Origin of the sequence: Pseudonocardia ailaonensis, assembly GCF_039531635.1 — a bacterium.
In the GTDB taxonomy this organism is placed as follows: domain Bacteria; phylum Actinomycetota; class Actinomycetes; order Mycobacteriales; family Pseudonocardiaceae; genus Pseudonocardia; species Pseudonocardia ailaonensis.
On the sequence record NZ_BAAAQK010000018.1, the window covers coordinates 519,427 to 537,002 of the forward strand.

The following is a 17,576-nucleotide window of genomic DNA, read 5'->3' on the forward strand; positions in this document are numbered from 1 at the left end:
TCGCTCGCCCCGCGCTGCGCAACCCTGCCTCCCATGATCACCAGGACCTCGGGACGCCCGGCGATCGCTCATGTCCTGATGATCATGACGAGCAAAGATCACCAGGACGTGGCCGCGGATTTTCACTGATCATCCGACAGCCAGGTCCTGCTGATCATCGACGGAGTGCGCTGATGTCCTGATGATCACCGCGCCGAGCCCGCGCCGAGCCCGCGCCGAGCCCGCGCCGAGCCCGCGCCGGGGCTGCGCCGAGCCCGCACCGAGCCCGCGCCGGGGCTGCGCTGATCACCGCGCCGAGCTCGCGCCGGGGCTGCGGTGGCTCCTCCCGGCGCTCGAGGGTGTCCTGCTGGTCGCGATGAGCGTCATGATCCCGGCCGGATCTCGACGTCCTCGACGGTCCTTCGCGGCGTCCGGTCTCGCGGTGGCCAGGGCCGTCAGCGTGCTCGGTCGACCCTCCGCAGCACCACGTACTCCCGGATCACCAGCACGATGATCGCGGTGTCCAGGGCCGCGAGGAAGGGCAGCAGGATCGAGCCCGTGTGCACCGCCCGGACCACCTCGTAGACGACGAACGCGCCCAACACCACGACGGCGACCGGGTACGCCGGTAGCCACCTGCGCAGCAGCGCCACCACCAGCGCCAGCTTCACGACGCCGTGCAGCGCCAGATACAGCACCGCGAACGTCCGGTCGCCGGACACGAACTCCGACGTCCCCGCCACGAAGTGCCGGGCCAGCGACCCGTCGGGCGGGCCGAGCAGGTCCCGGGCCAGGACGTCCGCGACGAGCCGCTGCACGGTCGCGCCGGAGACGAGCACCAGCACGATCGCGCCGATCAGCTCGGCGGCCCCGTCGATCCCCTTGATCAGGAGCGCGACCCGGAACAGCCTCACCGCGTGATGCCCGTGTGGCCCAACGAGTAGCGACCGGGCTGCGGCCAGACGCACAGGCCGTGCGGGCCGTTGCCCACCGGGATCTTCTGGATGAGGTGGCCGTCGGCCGTCGAGAGCACGTAGAGCACGTTGTCGTAGCGGCCGGAGAGCCAGAGCTGGCTGCCGTCCGCCGTCACGTTGCCCATGTCCGGGCTGCCGCCGCCGGGGATCTGCCACTTGGTCAGCACCGCGCCGGTGTAGGAGTCCAGCACGCTGACGCTGCCCTCGTGCCGGTTCGTGACGTACAGCTGCTTGGCGTCCCGCGAGAGGTAGAGGCCGTGCGCGCCCCCACCCGTCGGGATCTGCTTGACGACCTTGGTCGCGTCCTTGTCGAGCACCCAGAGGCCGCCCTGCTGCGAGTCCGCGATGTAGAACGCGGAGCCGTCCGGCGCGAGCTTGATGTCCTGCGGGCCCATGGTGGTGTTGCGCTGTGGCATGTCGATCGTGCGCAGCAGGGTGCGGTGCTCGATGTCGATCACGGCGACGCGGCCGGCGAACTCGCAGGTGAACACCGCCGTCCTCCCGTCCGGCGTGAAGTCCGCGTGGTCGATGCCCATGCACGTCGGCGTCTGCAGCTCGCCCTGGACCGCCCAGGTGTGGGGGTCGTAGAACACGAGCTTGCGGCGGGCCTCGGCGACCGAGATCGCGGACTTGCCGTCCGGCGTGAAGTACATGTTGTACGGGTCGATCACCGGGATGTTCGCGCCCGGCTTGCCCGTCACCGGGTCGAACGGCGTGACCTTGTTGGTGGTGTCGTCCGTGGCGTAGAGCGTCTTCATGTCCCAGGACGGGACGACGTGCTGCAGCTCGCCGCCGAGCTTGTACTTCCCGACGGTCGCGAACGTCGTCGGGTCGATCACCCAGACCTCGCCGGACTTGGTGTGCGGCACGTAGACCAGCGGCTTCGCCGCCTTCGCGGCGTCGGAGAGCATGTTGGCGCCGGCCGCGGCGTCGACGTTGTGCGGGTCGGTGACCGGCGGCATCCCGGGCAGGCCGTTGCCCACGGGCGTGGCCGCGGGCTCGGCCGCGGCACCCGGGGTCGGGGCGACGGTCGGGGTCGGCGCGGCCGCGGTGCAGCCCGCCGCCGCGAACACCAGCAGAGCGGCCGCGAGCAGCCTCAACCGGACGGAGATCCCCACGCGCGTTTCCTCTCGCGTCAGCTGAAGAGTCGGGTCGCCGTGACCGGGGTGAGCCCCCGGCCGGCGAGGTCGTCGAGCAGGCCCGGGATCGCCGTCAGCGTCCCGGGATGGCCCAGGTGCATGCTGACGACGCTGCCGGGCCTGGCAGAGGCGACGTTGCGCCTGATCGCGAGGGCACCGGGATCGGTGAAGTCCTTCGAGTCGACGTCGTAGGACAGCACGGTCGGATAGCCCGCCGCGGCGGCGAGCCGGATGACCTCCGGCGTGGCGTGCTGGGCCTGCGAGGGCCGGAAGAACGCGCCGGGCGAGCCGATGGCGGCGGAGATCAGGTCCCGGCAGCGCTCGATCTCGGTGCGGACGGACGCGGCACCCATGGAGTCGACGTCGCCGTGGGAGTACGTGTGGTTACCGAGCTCGTGGCCGAGGCCGGTGACCATCTTCGCCGCGTCCGGGCTCTGCCTGAGCCAGGTCCCGACGGCCAGCACGGTCACCGCCGCACCGCGGTCGTGCAGCGCGGTGAGCACCGCGCGGGCCAGCTCCTCGTCGCCCGCGCCGTGGAAGGTCAGGGCGATCTCCGGACGGCCGGTGCTCGCCCGGGCGACCTCACCGGTGGGTGGGGCCACCGGCCGGGTGGTGACGGGCGGGGGCGGCGTCGTGGGCGCGGGCACCGCCACCGGGGCCGGGGCGGGGGCGGGGGCGGGGGCGGGGGTGGAGCAGGCAGCCGCCAGCGGCAGCACGGCCACGGACCACAGCAGCGCACGCCGCGTGACCGGCGCGACGCCGTCGTTCACCCTCACGAGGAGGGAACCCTAGCGAGCGACCCGCCACGACCTCCCTTCGGCATGGCCCTGACCGCGGCGTGCCGGGGGATCCCGCAGGTCGTGCTGTGGGGCGGACGGTTGCGCGCTATCATCATTAGCGATGCTAAGAGGCACTGCGGGTCCCGACCGCTACAAATGGGTCGCCCTCACGAACACCACCATGGGCGTCCTGATCGTCTCGATCAACATGTCCATCCTGCTGATCGCGCTGCCGGACATCTTCCGCGGCATCGGCATCGACCCGCTCGCGCCGGGCAACATCGGCTTCCTGCTCTGGCTGATCATGGGCTATCTCGTGGTGACCGCGGTGCTGGTGGTCAGCTTCGGGCGGCTCGGGGACATGTTCGGCCGCACCAGGATGTACAACCTGGGCTTCGCCGTCTTCACGGTGTTCTCGATCCTGCTCGCCGCCACGTGGCTGCACGGCAGCGCGGGCGCGCTCTGGCTGATCGTCATGCGGGTGCTGCAGGGCGTGGGCGGCGCGCTGCTGCTGGCGAACTCGACCGCGATCCTCACCGACGCCTTCCCGAACCACCAGCGGGGCCTCGCCCTGGGCATCAACTCCGTCGCCGGCATCTCCGGGTCGTTCCTCGGCCTGGTCGTGGGCGGGGTGCTCGCGCCGGTCAACTGGCACCTGGTGTTCCTCGTGTCGGTGCCGGTCGGCCTGTTCGGCACGGTCTGGGCCTACTTCATGCTGCGTGAGACGGGGCAGCGGCGTGCCGCGCGGATCGACTGGTGGGGCAACCTGACCTTCGCCGTCGGGCTCGTCGCGATCCTCGTCGGCATCACCTACGGCATCCAGCCCTACGGCGGGCACACCATGGGCTGGACGAGCCCGCTGGTCCTGGGCCTGGTCGTCGGCGGCATCGCGGTGCTGGGCCTGTTCGGCATCGTCGAGACCAGGGTGGCCGACCCGATGTTCGCGCTCGCGCTCTTCCGGATCCGCGCCTTCACCGCCGGCAACGTCGCCAACCTGCTGGCCTCGCTCGGCCGCGGCGGGCTCCAGTTCGTGCTGATCATCTGGCTGCAGGGCATCTGGCTGCCCCGGCACGGCTACGGCTTCGAACAGACGCCGCTGTGGGCCGGGATCTACATGGTGCCGCTGACCATCGGTTTCCTCGTCGCCGGGCCGATCTCCGGGGTGCTGTCGGACCGCCACGGCGCCCGGGCCTTCGCCACCGGCGGGATGGTCGCGGCGGCGGCCAGCTTCCTGCTGCTCGACCTGCTGCCCGTCGACTTCCCCTACTGGGCGTTCGCGCTGATCCTGGCCCTGAACGGGCTGGCCAACGGCCTGTTCGGCTCCCCCAACCGGGCCGCGATCATGAACGCGTTGCCGGCCGAGCGGCGCGGCGCGGGCGCCGGGATGATGACGACCTTCCAGAACGCCGCGACCGTCCTGTCCATCGGGCTGTTCTTCTCGATGCTGATCCTGGGGCTGTCCGCGACGCTGCCGCAGTCCCTGTTCACGGGGCTGACGGAACAGGGGGTGCCCGCCGCCGTGGCCCAGCAGGTGTCCGGGCTGCCGCCCGTCGCCACGCTGTTCGCCGCGCTGCTGGGCTACAACCCCATCCAGACCCTGCTGGGTCCCCAGGTCCTCGACGCGCTCACGCCGGCCCGGTCCGGGTACCTGGCGGGCCGGGCGTTCTTCCCCGACCTGATCTCCGGTCCGTTCGCCTCGGGCCTGAACTACGCGCTCGCCTTCGCCGCGGGCGCGTGCCTGGTCGCGGCGGTGGCGAGCCTGCTGCGCGGCGGGAAGTACGTGCACGTGGAACCGGCGCGCGAACCCCACCCCGTGTCGTGAGTGGCGATAGTCGCCATGGCGACTATCGCCACTCACGGGGTCAGGACTTGACCTCGGTGCCGTCCTGGGACCAGCGGGTGTGGAAGGCGCCCTCTTCGTCGGTGCGCTGGTAGGTGTGCGCGCCGAAGAAGTCGCGCAGGCCCTGGATCAGGTTGGCCGGGCCCCGCTCCCGGCGGTAGCCGTCGTAGTAGCTCAGCGAGGAGCTGAACGCCGGGATCGGCACGCCCTGCTCCGTGGCCTTCACGATCACCCGCCGCCAGGCGTCCTGCGCGTCGGCCACGGCCTGGGTGAAGTACGGGACCATCAGCAGGTTGTCCAGGTCCGGGTGCTGGTCGTAGGCCTCGCGGATGCGGTTGAGGAACCGCGCCCGGATGATGCAGCCGCCGCGCCAGATGGTGGCCATCTCGCCCAGCTTGAGGTCCCAGCCGTTCTCCACCGAGGCGGCGCGCATCTGGGCGAAGCCCTGCGCGTACGCGACGACCTTGGACGCGTAGAGCGCCTGGCGGATGTCCTCGACCAGGGACTCGTCGACCTCCTTCGACGGCGTCGGGCCCGCGAGCACGGCAGCCGCCGCAGTCCGCTCCTCCTTCAGCGAGGACAGCCCGCGCGCGAACACGGCCTCCGTGATGCCGGTCAGCGGGATGCCCAGGCCCAGGGCGTCGATCGCGGTCCAGGTGCCGGTGCCCTTCTGGCCCGCCTTGTCCACGATCACGTCGACCAGCGGGCGGCCGGTCTTCGCGTCCGTCTTGGCGAGGACCTTGCCGGTGATCTCGATCAGGAAGGAGTCGAGGTCGCCGGTGTTCCACTCCTCGAAGATCTTCCCGACGGCCGGCGCGTCCAGGCCCGCGACGTTCGTGAGCAGGTCGTAGGCCTCGGCGATCAGCTGGATGTCGGCGTACTCGATGCCGTTGTGCACCATCTTCACGTAGTGCCCGGCACCGCCGGGGCCCACGTGCACGCAGCAGGGGGTGTCGTCGACCTTCGCCGAGATCGTGGTGAAGATCTCCTCGACGGTCGCGTAGGCCTCGGTGTCGCCGCCGGGCATGATGCTCGGCCCGAGCAGCGCGCCCTCCTCGCCGCCGGACACGCCGACACCCATGAAGCGGATGCCGTTGGCCTCGCACTCGGCCGTGCGGCGCACGGTGTCCGGGAAGTGGGAGTTGCCGGCGTCGATGATGATGTCGCCCTGGTCGAGCAGCGGCGTCAGCTCCTCGATGACGGCGTCGACGGGCTTGCCCGCCTTCACCATCACCACGATCGTCCGCGGGCTCTCCAGCGCGTCGACGAAGTCCTGCACGGACTCGGCGGCGGTGAACGCGCCCTCCGGGCCGTACTCCTCGATGAACTCCCGGGTCTTCGCGGTGGTGCGGTTGTGCACGGCCACCGTGAACCCGTTGCGCGCCATGTTGCGGGCCAGGTTGGCCCCCATCACCGCGAGCCCGGTCACGCCGATCCGGCTCTTCGTGGCCTCGTTCTGGGCCATGTCGCTCCCTCGCTCGGGGTCAGCTCTCCGCGGGTGCCCGCCAGCGGGACAGCCCGTTACCGGTGCCCCATCTTGCCGCTCCCGGCCGCCGCCTGCGAGGACCTGAGTTCCCCCGCACGGTGTGATCCGGATCGGGCGGGCCGGTGTCAGGACCGGGTGCCCGCGTCCCACATGGCGAACACGCGACCGGCGAGGTGGTGGTGCGCCTCGAGCGCCTCCGGCGGCGGGGGGACGATCAGCGGGCCGTCGGCACCCCAGCGGCGCAGCACGATCCCGTCGACGCCGGGATCGAGGTCGAGCAGCCCGTGGACCATCGCCAGGTCCCGGACGAGGTCGGGCAGGGCCACGGCGCTCGGCCCCGGCCCGGCGGACGACCCGGTCCCGGCCGCCGCGGGGGTCGCGAGCAGCTGCCTGCCCAGTGCGCGGGCGTGCGAGCCCAGCTCCGCGACGTCGTCGGCGTCCACGGTCACGTGCACGAGCCGCGGCTCGAGGTGGTGCTCCCCCGGCCGGGCCCGGCGGGCGGCGGGGGCGAGCGCCGCGACGAGCCGGGTGGCGGCCGGTGAGAGCGACGGCGGCGGGTTCCCCGTCGCGGCGAAGCCGAGCGCGACGGAGCACAGCAGGCGCCGCCAGTCGGCCGGTGCGTACGGCACCGCACGGCACAACCCGCGTTCCACCCGCGCAGCATCGCCGCGAACGAGGCCGCCCACCATACGTCGACCTGCGTAGTCAGCCGTGACGACGCCGTTCGGAGCAGCGCTCAGAAGGCCGGCCAGGGGATCGCGGGCCCGTATCCGGAGGGTTCCGGGAACAGGGGCACCGCCAGCAGGAGATCCACCCGCTCGGTCAGCGTGCGGATCTCGGTGAGCGTGACGTGGGGGCCCAGATCGTCCTCGAGCGTGCCCGCCAGCTCGGCCCGCAGCCGCGACAGCGCCTCGATCTCGGCCTCGGCCAGCTGCTCGCCGACCCAGCCCCACAGCACCGTCCGCAGCTTGTCCTCGGTATGCATGGTGAGGCCGTGGTCGACGCCGTAGACCCGGCCGTCGTCGCCCGCGAGCACGTGCCCGCCCTTGCGGTCCGCGTTGTTGACGACGACGTCGAACGCGGCCATCGCCCGCAGCCGCGGATCGTCCGCGTGGGCCAGCACGGCGGGCGAGCCCTCCCCGTCCCGGGCCCGGAGCACCCGGCGCCAGCCCTTGGGCACGGCCTTCGGGGAGCACACGTCGACCAGGCCGTCCGTGGTGTCGGTGTCGACCCAGGCCTGCAGCATCCCCGGCCCGAACGGGCCCGTCCCCCGCAGGATCGTCGGCGGCACGACGTGCCACCCGGCGGCCTCCGAGACCAGGTAGGACGCCACCTCGCGACCGGCCAGGGTGCCGTCCGGGAAGTCCCAGAGCGGCCGCTCCCCGCGCACCGGCTTGTAGACGCACTGCAGCGTCTCGCCGTCGCCGGACACGGTGCCGAACAGCGTCGCGTTCGACGCGTCGACCATCCGGCCGGTGATGTCGATCTTCCCGCGCTGCAGCAGCGTGAGGACCGCGGGGTCTCGGAGGTCGACCCTGTCCTCCTGCGGGGTGGGGAGGGGATCCGGTGCGTCGCTCAAGCCCGGTTACTCACCCGGGTCGGCGGCCGCGTCCCCCATCGGGGACCGCTTGTGGAAGCCGTTGAGCCGCACGCAGATGTGCCCCTCGGGATCGAGCGGCTCGGCACACAGCGGGCAGGGCGCGCGACCGGCGGAGACGACCTTCTCGGCCCGCTCGGCGAACGCCCGGGCCTGCGGCGGGGACAGGAACACGCGCAGCGCGTCCGGCCCCTCCTCGGTGTCGTCCAGCACGACGGACTCGTCGACCTCCTCCTCGCTGACCGCGAGCAGCTCGACCACGATGGACTTCGAGTCGGCGTCCCAGCCGAGGCCCATCGTCCCGACGCGGAACTCCTCCTCGAGCGGGACGGCGAGCGGATCGGTGTCCGACGCGGCGGGCTCCGGCGCGGCCTCGGCATCGCCGAACCGGCGCGCGACCTCGGTCAGCAGCGCGTCGATCCGCTCTGCGAGCACCGAGACCTGCTGCTTCTCCAGCAGGACGCTGATGGTGCGGGCCTCTTCGATCGCCTGCAGGTAGAAGGCCCGGTCGCCGGGCTCGCCGACGGTCCCGGCGACGAAGCGCTCGGGCTGACGGAAGACGTGGATGACGCGTGACATGGCGAATTCCAGAGTAGGCCACCCGGGAGCCCACGGCACGCCGGTGTGTCCAGGCAGGCTTCAGACCCCTGTGGACCCGCCCACGACGGCCTCCGAGCTGGGCTCCGCGGCGGCGTTCTCGACCTTCGGGATCAGCGCGGAGACGTCCCCGCCCACGTCGTTCACCCGGGCCACGAAGGGCCGGGTCTGCGTGTAGGTGATCACCGACATCGAGCAGTTGTCCACGACGATCCGCTGGAAGTTGTCCAGGTGGCTCGCCAGCGCGTCCGCCACCACGGACTTGATGACGTCCCCGTGGCTGCACGCCACCCACACCGCGGAGGGCCCGTGCTCGGCCGCGATCCGGCGCTCGTGACGGCGGATGGCCGCGACCGCCCGGCACTGCATGTCCGCGAGCCCCTCACCGCCGGGGAACACCGCCGCGGAGGGGTGCGCCTGGACGACCTTCCAGAGCTCCTCCTTGCCCAGCTCCTTGAGCTCGCGGTTGGTCCACTCGCCGTAGTCCACCTCGGTGATGCCCGGCTCGATCACCGGCTCCAGCGCGCGGGCGGCGGCGAGCGGCGCGACGGTCTGCCGGCACCGCTCCAGCGGCGAGGTGACGATCGCCGCCAGCGGCACCGGGGCGAGCCGCTCGACGACCTTCGCGGCCTGCTCGCGGCCCTTCTCGTCCAGCTCGACGCCGGGGGTGCGCCCGGCCAGCACGCCGGACGTGTTCGACGTCGACCGGCCGTGCCGGAGCAGGATCAGGGTGGTCACGGTGATCGAGCGTACGTGTCGGTCCGGCGTCAGGTGGCGGACACGGCGCCGATGGCCAGCGCGGCCAGCAGCGCGCACCCGAGCGCGATCCGGTACGCCACGAACACGTACACCGAGTTCTTCTCGACGAACCGCAGCAGCCAGGCGATCACCGCGTAGCCGACGAGCCCCGCGATGACCACGGCGACGACCAGCTGCGCCGGCGTCGTCCCGTCGCTCTTGAGCACGTCCGGCAGCGTGAACAGGCCGGACGCGAACACCGCCGGGATGGCCAGCAGGAAGGAGAACCGCACCGCCGCGGCGCGCTGCAGGCCGAGGAACAGGCCGACCGTGATCGTGCCACCGGAGCGCGAGACGCCCGGGACCAGCGCCATCGCCTGCGCGAAACCCAGCACGATGCCGTCCTTCATGGTCAGCTTCTCGATCGGCCGCTCCTGGCGGCCGAAGCGCTCGGCGAGGCCGAGCAGGATGCCGAACACCACGAGCGTGGTCGCGATGAGCCAGAGGTTGCGCGCGACCGTCTCGATCTGGTGCTTGAGCAGGATGCCCAGCAGGCCGATCGGGATGGTGCCGATGATCACCATCCAGGCCATCCGGTACTCCTGGGTCCCCCGCACCTCGGGATCCCGCAGCCCGCGGAACCACGTGACGATGAGGCTCCAGATGTCCTTGGCGAAGTAGACGATCACCGCCACCTCGGTGCCGATCTGGGTGACGGCGGTGAAGGCGGCGCCGGGGTCGTTGTGGAAGAACAGCCCGGAGACGATCCGCAGGTGCCCGGAGGACGAGATCGGCAGGAACTCCGTCAGCCCCTGGACCAGGCCCAGGACCACGACCTCGAACCAGCTCATCGCGCTCGCTCGCTGCGCGAGCTCGGCACTGACCTGGAGCGCTGTGCTGATGATTCGCTCGCCGGCTCGCTCATGCGGCGTCTCCTGGGATCACGGGGCGTCACGGTAGCGAGACCGGGGTGGGCCACGGCCGCCGCACCCCCTGATGGCAGGCTCGGCGGCGTGCTGCGCAGGAGGGTGGGCGGGTCCGGGCTGCAGGTCTCGCGGATCGGCCTCGGCACCATGACCTGGGGCGAGGACACGGACGCGGACGGCGCGGGCGAGCAGCTGATCGCCTTCGTCGAGGCCGGCGGGACGCTCGTCGAGACCGCGGACGTCTACGGCGACGGCACCGCCCAGGACATCCTGGGCGCCCACCTCGCGGACGGCCTGGTGGACCGGGACGATCTCGTCATCGCTGGCCGCGGGGGTCCGCCGCCCGGCGCGCTCGGCGAGGCCCCGGCCCGCGGCGCCCTGCTCCAGGCCCTCGACGCCACCCTCGGCCGGCTGCGCACGGACCGTCTCGACCTCTGGCAGCTCCCCGCCTGGGACTCCTCGGTCCCCCTGGAGGAGACGCTCTCGGCCGTCCAGGTCGCCGTCCTCGCCGGCAAGGTCCGCTACGCCGGGCTCGTCGCGCCCGCGGGCTGGCAGCTCGCCACGGTGGCCGAACGCGCCCGCGGCCTGGGCAACGTCGTGATGCCCGTCTCGGCGCAGGCCGAGTACTCGCTGCTGCACCGCGGGGCGGAGGCCGAGCTGCTGCCGGCCGCGCGCCATCACGGCCTGGGCCTGCTCGCCTGGGCGCCGCTCGGGCGCGGGGTGCTCACCGGCAAGTACACGGACGGCACCCCGGCCGACTCCCGCGCCGCCTCGCCGCTGTTCGCGGGGTACGTCGAGGCCCGGCGCAACGAGCGCAGCGCCCGGATCGTCCAGTCGGTCCTGACCGCCGCGGACGGGCTCGGGACCTCGCCGCTGACCGTCGCTCTCGCCTGGGTGCGGGACCGGCCCGGGGTCGCCTCGGCCGTCGTCGGCGCGCGGGATGCGGCGCAGCTCACAGCCTCGCTGGCCACGGAGGCGGTCTCGCTGCCGCCGGAGATCCGCAGCGCACTCGACGACGTGAGCGCCCCCGTCTGACTCGCCCGCCGGGCTCCACGGAGCCCGCGGACGGACCTGGCCCGGGTACCGGGCACGCGCCTATGGTTGTCCTGTCACCCCGCGTTCACCGGGGGGAGCGAGCACGTCAGGAGGTGACCGGTGGCGACCGGTTCGGTGGAGGCCGTCGACTCCGACGGGAATATCACCGTGGAGGGGGACTGGGAGTACCGCCCCCTCCGGATCGACGGCGACGTCCCGCGGCTGACGGCGGCGGTGCGGCTGGCGATCCAGGCCGAGTACTCGGGCTGGGAGCTCTCCCGCGTCCGGCTCTACCCGGGCGGTGTGCGCAAGGTGTGGCTGCGCCGCAAGCGCACCGGGCAGATGCTCCCGGAGCTGTCGTACTGACCACCCTGCGATCGCACCTCGGTGCGGTCCGGGCGCGGCTCCCCGTCGAGGGGCCGTACGTCGTGCGGATCGTCGTGGCGGCGGCGCTCGGCTGGCAGATCTGCGTGTGGCTCGGGGCGACGCAGCCGCCGATCTACGCGGTGATCGTGCCCCTGCTGACGCTGCGGGACGAGCCCGGGACGGCCTGGAACCTGTCCTTCACCCGGATGGTCGGCGTCGTCGCCGGGCTGCTCGTCGGGATCGGTGTGCTGGCCTGGCTGCGGCCCTCGACCGGGGCGGTGGCGCTGGTCCTGGCGGTCGCGCTCGGGATCGGTCTCGTGCTGCGGGCCGGCGGCGCGATGAACATCCAGGTCGCCGTGTCCGGCCTGCTCGTGCTGTCCAATCCCGCGCCGGAGGCCTATGCGCTGTCCCGGATGTGGGAGACGGCCGTGGGGGTCGGGGTCACCGTCGTCCTCGCCCCGTTGCTGTTCCCGACGAACCCGGTGCGCGCCTTCCGGTCCCGGCTCGACGAGGTCACGGGCTCCTGCGCCACCGTGCTCCGGGACGCCGCCGGGGTCCGCCGCGGCACCGGCTCGCCCGCCGCACTCGTCACCGACGCCCGCACGCTGGACCGGCGAGCGCACGACCTCGGCCCGGAGCTCGCGAAGGCGGGCAGGGCGGTGCGGGTGCACCCCTACTGGCGCCGCCGCTTCAGCGCGGAGGTCGCCGCGCTCGGCCCCGTCGCCGACGCGACGACGACCATCGCCGCCCTGGTCCGGGTGCACGCCGAGGACCTCGCCGAGATGCGCGCCCGCCCGGACGCGGCCCCCTGGCTGGCGGAGTACGGGCCGCACGCGGCGGAGGTGGAAAGCGCGGTCGCCGACGCCGTCGACGCCGCGGCGAGGCAGGGCACGATCGGTTCCGTGGTCCCCACCCCGACCACCCCCTCAGCCACGCCGTCCGGAGCCACGCCGTCCGGGGCTGCCGCGGAGGTCGCGTCCCCGTCCGAGGCTGCGTCGGCGCTCGCCGCGGCCCGGCGGATCCTCGCCGACGACTCCACGGCCGATCCCGGCCCACTCGGCGTCGTGGGGCGCCGTCCCCTCACGAGGATCCTGACCGTCCTCCAGGGCCCCCAGGCCCCGCTGGGCCCGCCCACGGCCATCGGCTGACCGGATCGGGCGGGGCAACGGTCGATTTCCGACCGTTGCCCCGCCCGATCGGGCTCAGTGCGACTCCCAGCTCACCGGCGGTGGGGCACCGGCGCCCTTCGGGCCGGGCACGCCGCGGAAACCGTAGGGGGCGGGCTCGCGGCCCGGCTGCACGAACCAGCACTCCCCCGGCGCCCCGCGCTCGAGGATCCCCTCGATCGCCGCCGCCACGTCGTCGGGCGTGAGCAGCGGGAAGTCCCCGAACTGGTCCTTGGCCCGGGCGATCAGGGGGGTGTCCGCGAAGCCCGGGCACACCGCGTTGACGACGATCCCGTCCGCCTCCAGCACCGGTGCGGCGGACCGCACGTACCCGACCACCGCGTGCTTGGACGCCGTGTAGAGCGCATCCCCCGGCATGGCGACGAGCCCGGCGAGCGAGGCCGTCGCGATGATCCGGCCACCCCCGGCCCGGCGCAGCGCCGGCACTGCCGCCGCCGTCCCGAACACGACGTGGTCGAGGTTCACGCCCATGATCAGCCGGTACCCGGCGAGATCCAGGTTCTCGACGCCGGACTGCCCGGCCGTGACGCCGGCGTTGAGCAGCACCAGGTCCAGCCGGCCGTGCCGCTCCTCGGCGGCCGCGACCAGGCCGGCCATCGCCTCGGGATCCGTGACGTCCGCGACCTCCGCGCTGCCGCCGATCCGCTCCGCGACCTGCCCGGCCCGCTCGCCGTCGAGATCCGCGACGACCACCGCCGCGCCGGCCGCCGCCAGCCGCGCGGACGCCGCCGCGCCGATGCCCGACGCACCCCCGGTGACGAGGGCGACCTTGCCCGTGAGATCCATCAGCACATCCTCACGCCGTATCGATGATCCCGCTCACGCCGTCCGCAGGAAGCGGTCCAGCACCTTCGTCCCGAACTCCAGCGCGTCGACCGGCACCCGCTCGTCGATGCCGTGGAAGAGCGAGGCGAAGTCCAGCTCCGGGGGCAGCCGCAGAGGAGCGAACCCGAAGCAGCGCATGCCCAGGTCGACGAACGCCTTGGCGTCCGTGCCGCCCGAGAGCATGTACGGGACGGTCCGCGCCTCGGGGTCCTCGGTCCGCAGCGCAGCGGCCATGGCCTCGACCAGCGGCCCGTCGAACTCGGTCTCGAGCGCCGGCAGGTCCTGGATCCACTCCCGCTCGACGTCCGGGCCGAGCAGCTCGTCGACCTCGCGCAGGAAGGCGTCCCGGCGGCCCGGCAGCACGCGGCAGTCCACCGTCGCCTCGGCCGTCGACGGGATCACGTTCGCCTTGTACCCCGCGGAGAGCATCGTCGGGTTCGCGGTGTCCCGCACCGTCGCACCGACCATGCGGGCCACCGGGCCGAGCTTGGCGAAGGCGCCCTCGATGTCGGAGTCCGGGAACTCCATGCCGGTGAGCTCGCGGATGTGCTCGGCGAAGGAGCGCACGGTGTCGGTGAGGACGAGCGGGAAGCGGTGGTTGCCCAGCCGCGCCACCGCCTCGGCCAGGATCGTGACGGCGTTGTCGTCGTGGAGGAACGAGCCGTGCCCGGGCTTTCCCTTGGCGCGCAGGCGCATCCAGGCCATGCCCTTCTCGGCCGTCTCGATCAGGTAGACGCGGCGGTCCTGGCCCAGCGTGAGCGAGAACCCGCCCACCTCCCCGACGGCCTCGGTGCAGCCCTCGAACAGGTCCGGCCGGTTCTTCGTGAGCCAGTGCGAGCCGTAGGACCCGCCGGCCTCCTCGTCCGCCAGGAACGCGAACACGATGTCCCGCGGGGGGACGAAGCCTTCGCGCTTGAACTGCCGCGCGACGGCGATCGTCATCGCCACCATGTCCTTCATGTCGACGGCGCCGCGGCCCCACACGTAGCCGTCCTGCACCGCCCCGGAGAAGGGGTGCACGGACCACTCGGAGGGCTCGGCGGGCACCACGTCGAGATGGCCGTGCACCAGCAGCGCGCCGCGCGACGGGTCGGCACCCTTCAGGCGGGCGAACACGTTGCTGCGCCCGGGGGCCCCGGAGTCGAGCACCTCGACCTCGTACCCCACCTCGGAGAGCTTGCCCGCGACGTACTCCGCCGCCTCCCGTTCGCCCTTCACGGTCTGCGGATCGCCGGTGTTGGAGGTGTCGAAGCGGATGAGGTCGGAGCAGAGCTGGACGACCTCGTCCGGCGCGGTCGGGGAGCCGGTCATGTGGATGTTCCTACCACCTGCGAGACCCCCCGGAACGCTCCGCTATGCTTCCCCCATCGCGCCGGGCATCGCCCGGCGAGGTCCGAGTGGCGGAATGGCAGACGCGCTAGCTTGAGGTGCTAGTGCCCTTTAACGGGCGTGGGGGTTCAAGTCCCCCCTCGGACACCACATCATCCCGGAGAACGCCCAGGTCGATGGCCTGGCGCCAGCGCCCCGATGCGGCCTCTGCTTCTCCGGTGATGCCAGGCGCGTGAAGTCATCGTCCGAACACCACCGCTGCAAAGGTGCCAGCCGCCTCGCACCGCATCGTCGGGATGACGTGCGAGTACGTGTCCAGCGTGATCGAGATCGTCGCCTGCCCGACGCGCTCCTGTGCGACCTTGGGGTGCACACCCGCGACAAGGAGGGCGGTCGCGTGGGTGTGGCGCAGGTCGCGCAGACGGATCACAGGAACTATCTCCCCCATCGTCCGCTGCGCGAGTACAGCAGCCGAGACAAGCTCCACTTCGGCGAGAAGGCGCTCGGCCCGTGCCAGCCGATCGACGAAGAAACGCAGGAACCGTTCCGGGTGGCGGACGTCGCCGCTTCTGCTCGGAGTGACAGGCGCAGCATCACGAACCCACGACAGATCCAGCTCAGCGAACTACGTACGGCGACGGCGGAGAACACCCACAGTCCGAGCACGATATCAACTACGCGTGCCCGCGAGTTCTTCGGCGGACCAATCTCGACTGTCTTCCTCGGCCCGTGGTGCTTGACCAGCACCGCGCCACGCCGGATGGGGATCCGACCATTGAGTGGGAACCAGGTCAGCGCGATGAGCCACGCGGGAAGCTGTCGCAACAGCAATTCAATCGCATCGTCGTAGGTCCGGTATCTGTCCTCCTCCCGGCTGACGTCGCGCTGCTGGTGGCCCTGTCGATCCCTTGGCGGGTGCCCTTCTGCCGACTGTCCCCGGCTTTCGCCCTGAGTATTGCGCCTGGGATCCTACTATTCGTTCTGCTTTCTCGCTTGTCGCTTGTCGCATTCGAAGCGGCCTTCTTGGTCTCGACCCCGGCTAACATGCTTGGCTTGAAGAAGCCTGGCTAGGCGTTGCGCTACGTGGCGAACTTTCTGTTGGTCGCCGGATTCCACGTCGACCTACTTGCGAGCTGACTCGATGAGTTAGCTACAGGGCTGGCCCGTCCGCGATGATCTGCTGTACCTCGGCGTCGTCCCCGATCTGCCAGAGCACGGAGAGGTAGGCGCTGCCCCTCTTGGCGGGTTCGTCGCCTTGCCCGTCCTGCGACATGCTCCGCATCGACGTAGCGGGGGCCGCGGCGTGACCGACGTCGCGCAGCACCGGCCCAACGAGAGCGATCAACCGCTGCTCGGCGATGTCCTAGAGGTCCTCGCCCCCGAAGTAGTCGTCCTCGCTGTCGGCCACCTCGGCAGGGTCGCGCCTACGGGGGCTCCACGCACCCGGGTCCTGGCAGCTTTCCCAGGTCGGCGGGACGGCATGCCCGAGGGTGAGCGGTTTGCGCCCTGCCTACCGAAATTTGATGACACTGAGAAACGCCGTGGCCACTGGCTGCGAAGTCGGACGTATGGGGTTGATCCGGAAGTCGCTCGCCGTGGGCACCCTCGGTGTCGTGCGCCCGAACTCGAAGAAGCAACGCGTGGCTAAGGGACAGCTCAAGGAGATGCGGAAGCAGACCCAGCTGCTCGAACAGCATGCGCGGGCAGAGCGTGCCGCCCAGCGGGTCGCGGCTCAGGCTCCTGCTCCGCAGGTTGCGCCGGCGCCGATGCAGCCGCCGGCTGCGGGTTGGTACCCGGACGCGGACCGCCCACACATGCTCAGGTGGTGGGACGGCCAGAACTGGACCGAGCAGCTCGCACCTCGCGGCTGACCTGGTGCGTACCGACGCTGTGCGATGACTGCTCTTCCACCACCCGGCCCGTCAGTACCCGGCCCAGAAGGACTTGACCAAGCCCTCCCCTACCGCCCCATGCAGCCGCTCCCGATCGGCTGGCGAGCGCGTCGTTGGGACGAGCTGACGCCGACCGAGCAGGCAGTTGAATGGCAGCGGTGGCGGTACTCGGTGCCGCCGCCCTACATCGCCCCGACTGATCGAGGCGCGGCAGGGAACCCGTTGGCCTATGCCGGAGTAGCCGTCAGCGTGGTCGCGTTCTGCCTCTGCTGGGTCCCGTTCATCGGGTTCCTAACCGCAGTGACTGGCTTAGGCGTGAGCATGATCGGTTACCGGAAGGCGGCCCAGGTGCGGATGGGTGAGGGCGTCGCATTGGGCGGGATGATCGCAAACGGAGCCTTGGCTGCCCTTGCAGTCGTCTTCACAATCGCAATCCTCAGCTGAGGCCGATGCGGCAATGGCCCGCCGACCTACGTGGCCGGGCCATCTTTGGTGCGGGCCGGGCTTGCCTTTTTGGCCTCCCCCGCCGAGCTGTATGGCACCCGGGAGAGGCATTGCCAGCGATAGCGGTTGACCTACTTGACGCAGACGGTCGCCCGCGCTGCCGCGACGAGTTGCTGGGCTTCGCCGCGGGTCACCTGGTATGACCCGGACGAGAACCGCTGCACCGCTTGGTCGACAACAGCCGCTTCCGGGCGCCCGTCCCCTGCGGAGTCGCACGTGTTCGCGCCCCGCGCGGCGAGGCGCTCGTCGTCTCCGACAAGCCGCGGCACCACTTTGCGTGCCCGTGCCACGAATGCCTGTTCCTGCGCGCTGAGCACCTCTGTCGTGGCTGCGCTCGGGGTAGCTGGAGTCGAGGCGCCGGCACCGCACCCCGTGAGCGTGAA

At 71.8% G+C, this 17,576-nt stretch carries 18 protein-coding genes and 1 tRNA gene; 6 read left to right on the top strand and 13 right to left on the bottom strand.

Annotated features, from left to right (window positions below):
• Positions 1 to 434: 434 nt before the first annotated feature.
• From ABD324_RS24695 to ABD324_RS24705, 3 genes are read right to left on the bottom strand one after another with little or no spacing between them, the layout of a single operon-like run.
• Entirely contained in the window at positions 435 to 893 is a 459-nt protein-coding gene (locus tag ABD324_RS24695; protein ID WP_344421627.1) for a DUF2127 domain-containing protein, read from the bottom strand.
• Complete coding sequence (locus ABD324_RS24700) at positions 890 to 2,071, bottom strand: YncE family protein (RefSeq protein WP_344421629.1); 1,182 nt, start codon at positions 2,069 to 2,071, stop codon at positions 890 to 892. Before ABD324_RS24700 ends, ABD324_RS24695 begins: the two co-directional genes overlap by 4 nt.
• Positions 2,072 to 2,088: 17 nt before the next feature.
• Complete coding sequence (locus ABD324_RS24705) at positions 2,089 to 2,868, bottom strand: polysaccharide deacetylase family protein (protein ID WP_344421632.1); 780 nt, start codon at positions 2,866 to 2,868, stop codon at positions 2,089 to 2,091.
• 124 nt (positions 2,869 to 2,992) lie between these two features.
• On the opposite strand from ABD324_RS24705, the gene ABD324_RS24710 reads away from it, so the two are divergent.
• Positions 2,993 to 4,693 carry an MFS transporter gene (locus ABD324_RS24710; RefSeq protein WP_344421635.1) on the top strand — a complete coding sequence of 567 codons (1,701 nt, stop codon included), beginning with the start codon at positions 2,993 to 2,995 and terminating at the stop codon, positions 4,691 to 4,693.
• 40 nt (positions 4,694 to 4,733) lie between these two features.
• Here the strand turns inward: ABD324_RS24710 and gndA are convergent, their stop codons facing one another.
• The 6 genes from gndA to ABD324_RS24740 form a co-directional block, all read right to left on the bottom strand.
• Positions 4,734 to 6,176 (bottom strand): NADP-dependent phosphogluconate dehydrogenase, encoded by a 1,443-nt coding sequence (gndA, locus tag ABD324_RS24715; protein ID WP_344421637.1) that lies wholly within the window; start codon positions 6,174 to 6,176, stop codon positions 4,734 to 4,736.
• A 146-nt stretch (positions 6,177 to 6,322) separates the two neighbouring features.
• Positions 6,323 to 6,850, bottom strand: coding sequence for a hypothetical protein (locus ABD324_RS24720; RefSeq protein WP_344421640.1), 528 nt, complete (start codon positions 6,848 to 6,850; stop codon positions 6,323 to 6,325).
• Positions 6,851 to 6,933: 83 nt separating this feature from the next.
• The gene (locus ABD324_RS24725) at positions 6,934 to 7,776 is read right to left on the bottom strand and encodes an SCO1664 family protein (protein WP_425565894.1); all 843 of its coding nucleotides are present in this window, start codon (positions 7,774 to 7,776) and stop codon (positions 6,934 to 6,936) included.
• A gap of 6 nt (positions 7,777 to 7,782) precedes the next feature.
• Positions 7,783 to 8,373, bottom strand: a complete 591-nt coding sequence (locus ABD324_RS24730; RefSeq protein ID WP_344421643.1) for a DUF3090 domain-containing protein — start codon at positions 8,371 to 8,373, stop codon at positions 7,783 to 7,785.
• 60 nt (positions 8,374 to 8,433) lie between these two features.
• Positions 8,434 to 9,129: a histidine phosphatase family protein gene (locus ABD324_RS24735; RefSeq protein ID WP_344421646.1), complete on the bottom strand. Its 696-nt coding sequence runs from the start codon at positions 9,127 to 9,129 to the stop codon at positions 8,434 to 8,436.
• A gap of 29 nt (positions 9,130 to 9,158) precedes the next feature.
• Positions 9,159 to 9,980 (bottom strand): undecaprenyl-diphosphate phosphatase, encoded by an 822-nt coding sequence (locus ABD324_RS24740; protein WP_344421649.1) that lies wholly within the window; start codon positions 9,978 to 9,980, stop codon positions 9,159 to 9,161.
• 162 nt (positions 9,981 to 10,142) lie between these two features.
• On the opposite strand from ABD324_RS24740, the gene ABD324_RS24745 reads away from it, so the two are divergent.
• From ABD324_RS24745 to ABD324_RS24755, 3 genes are all read left to right on the top strand, one after another.
• Positions 10,143 to 11,090: an aldo/keto reductase gene (locus ABD324_RS24745; RefSeq protein ID WP_344421652.1), complete on the top strand. Its 948-nt coding sequence runs from the start codon at positions 10,143 to 10,145 to the stop codon at positions 11,088 to 11,090.
• Positions 11,091 to 11,210: 120 nt separating this feature from the next.
• Positions 11,211 to 11,456, top strand: a complete 246-nt coding sequence (locus ABD324_RS24750) for a DUF5703 family protein (RefSeq protein ID WP_344421655.1) — start codon at positions 11,211 to 11,213, stop codon at positions 11,454 to 11,456.
• Positions 11,457 to 11,518: 62 nt separating this feature from the next.
• Positions 11,519 to 12,604: an FUSC family protein gene (locus ABD324_RS24755; protein WP_344421658.1), complete on the top strand. Its 1,086-nt coding sequence runs from the start codon at positions 11,519 to 11,521 to the stop codon at positions 12,602 to 12,604.
• Between the two features lie 54 nt (positions 12,605 to 12,658).
• Here the strand turns inward: ABD324_RS24755 and ABD324_RS24760 are convergent, their stop codons facing one another.
• Together ABD324_RS24760 and ABD324_RS24765 are read right to left on the bottom strand one after the other, a co-directional pair.
• Entirely contained in the window at positions 12,659 to 13,429 is a 771-nt protein-coding gene (locus ABD324_RS24760; RefSeq protein ID WP_344421661.1) for an SDR family oxidoreductase, read from the bottom strand.
• A gap of 33 nt (positions 13,430 to 13,462) precedes the next feature.
• Positions 13,463 to 14,779 (bottom strand): M20/M25/M40 family metallo-hydrolase, encoded by a 1,317-nt coding sequence (locus ABD324_RS24765; RefSeq protein WP_344421664.1) that lies wholly within the window; start codon positions 14,777 to 14,779, stop codon positions 13,463 to 13,465.
• Positions 14,780 to 14,859: 80 nt separating this feature from the next.
• On the opposite strand from ABD324_RS24765, the gene ABD324_RS24770 reads away from it, so the two are divergent.
• A tRNA-Leu gene (locus ABD324_RS24770) sits at positions 14,860 to 14,947 on the top strand.
• Between the two features lie 88 nt (positions 14,948 to 15,035).
• On the opposite strand, the gene ABD324_RS24775 is transcribed toward ABD324_RS24770, so the two are convergent.
• Complete coding sequence (locus ABD324_RS24775; protein WP_344421667.1) at positions 15,036 to 15,227, bottom strand: site-specific integrase; 192 nt, start codon at positions 15,225 to 15,227, stop codon at positions 15,036 to 15,038.
• Between the two features lie 720 nt (positions 15,228 to 15,947).
• On the bottom strand, positions 15,948 to 16,142 hold the full coding sequence (locus tag ABD324_RS24780; RefSeq protein WP_344421670.1) for a hypothetical protein: 195 nt from the start codon (positions 16,140 to 16,142) through the stop codon (positions 15,948 to 15,950).
• A 421-nt stretch (positions 16,143 to 16,563) separates the two neighbouring features.
• Between ABD324_RS24780 and ABD324_RS24785 the strand changes: the two genes are divergently transcribed.
• A complete protein-coding gene (locus ABD324_RS24785; RefSeq protein WP_344421858.1) occupies positions 16,564 to 16,668 on the top strand; it encodes a DUF2510 domain-containing protein in 105 nt (34 codons plus the stop codon).
• The last annotated feature ends 908 nt before the right edge of the window (positions 16,669 to 17,576 follow it).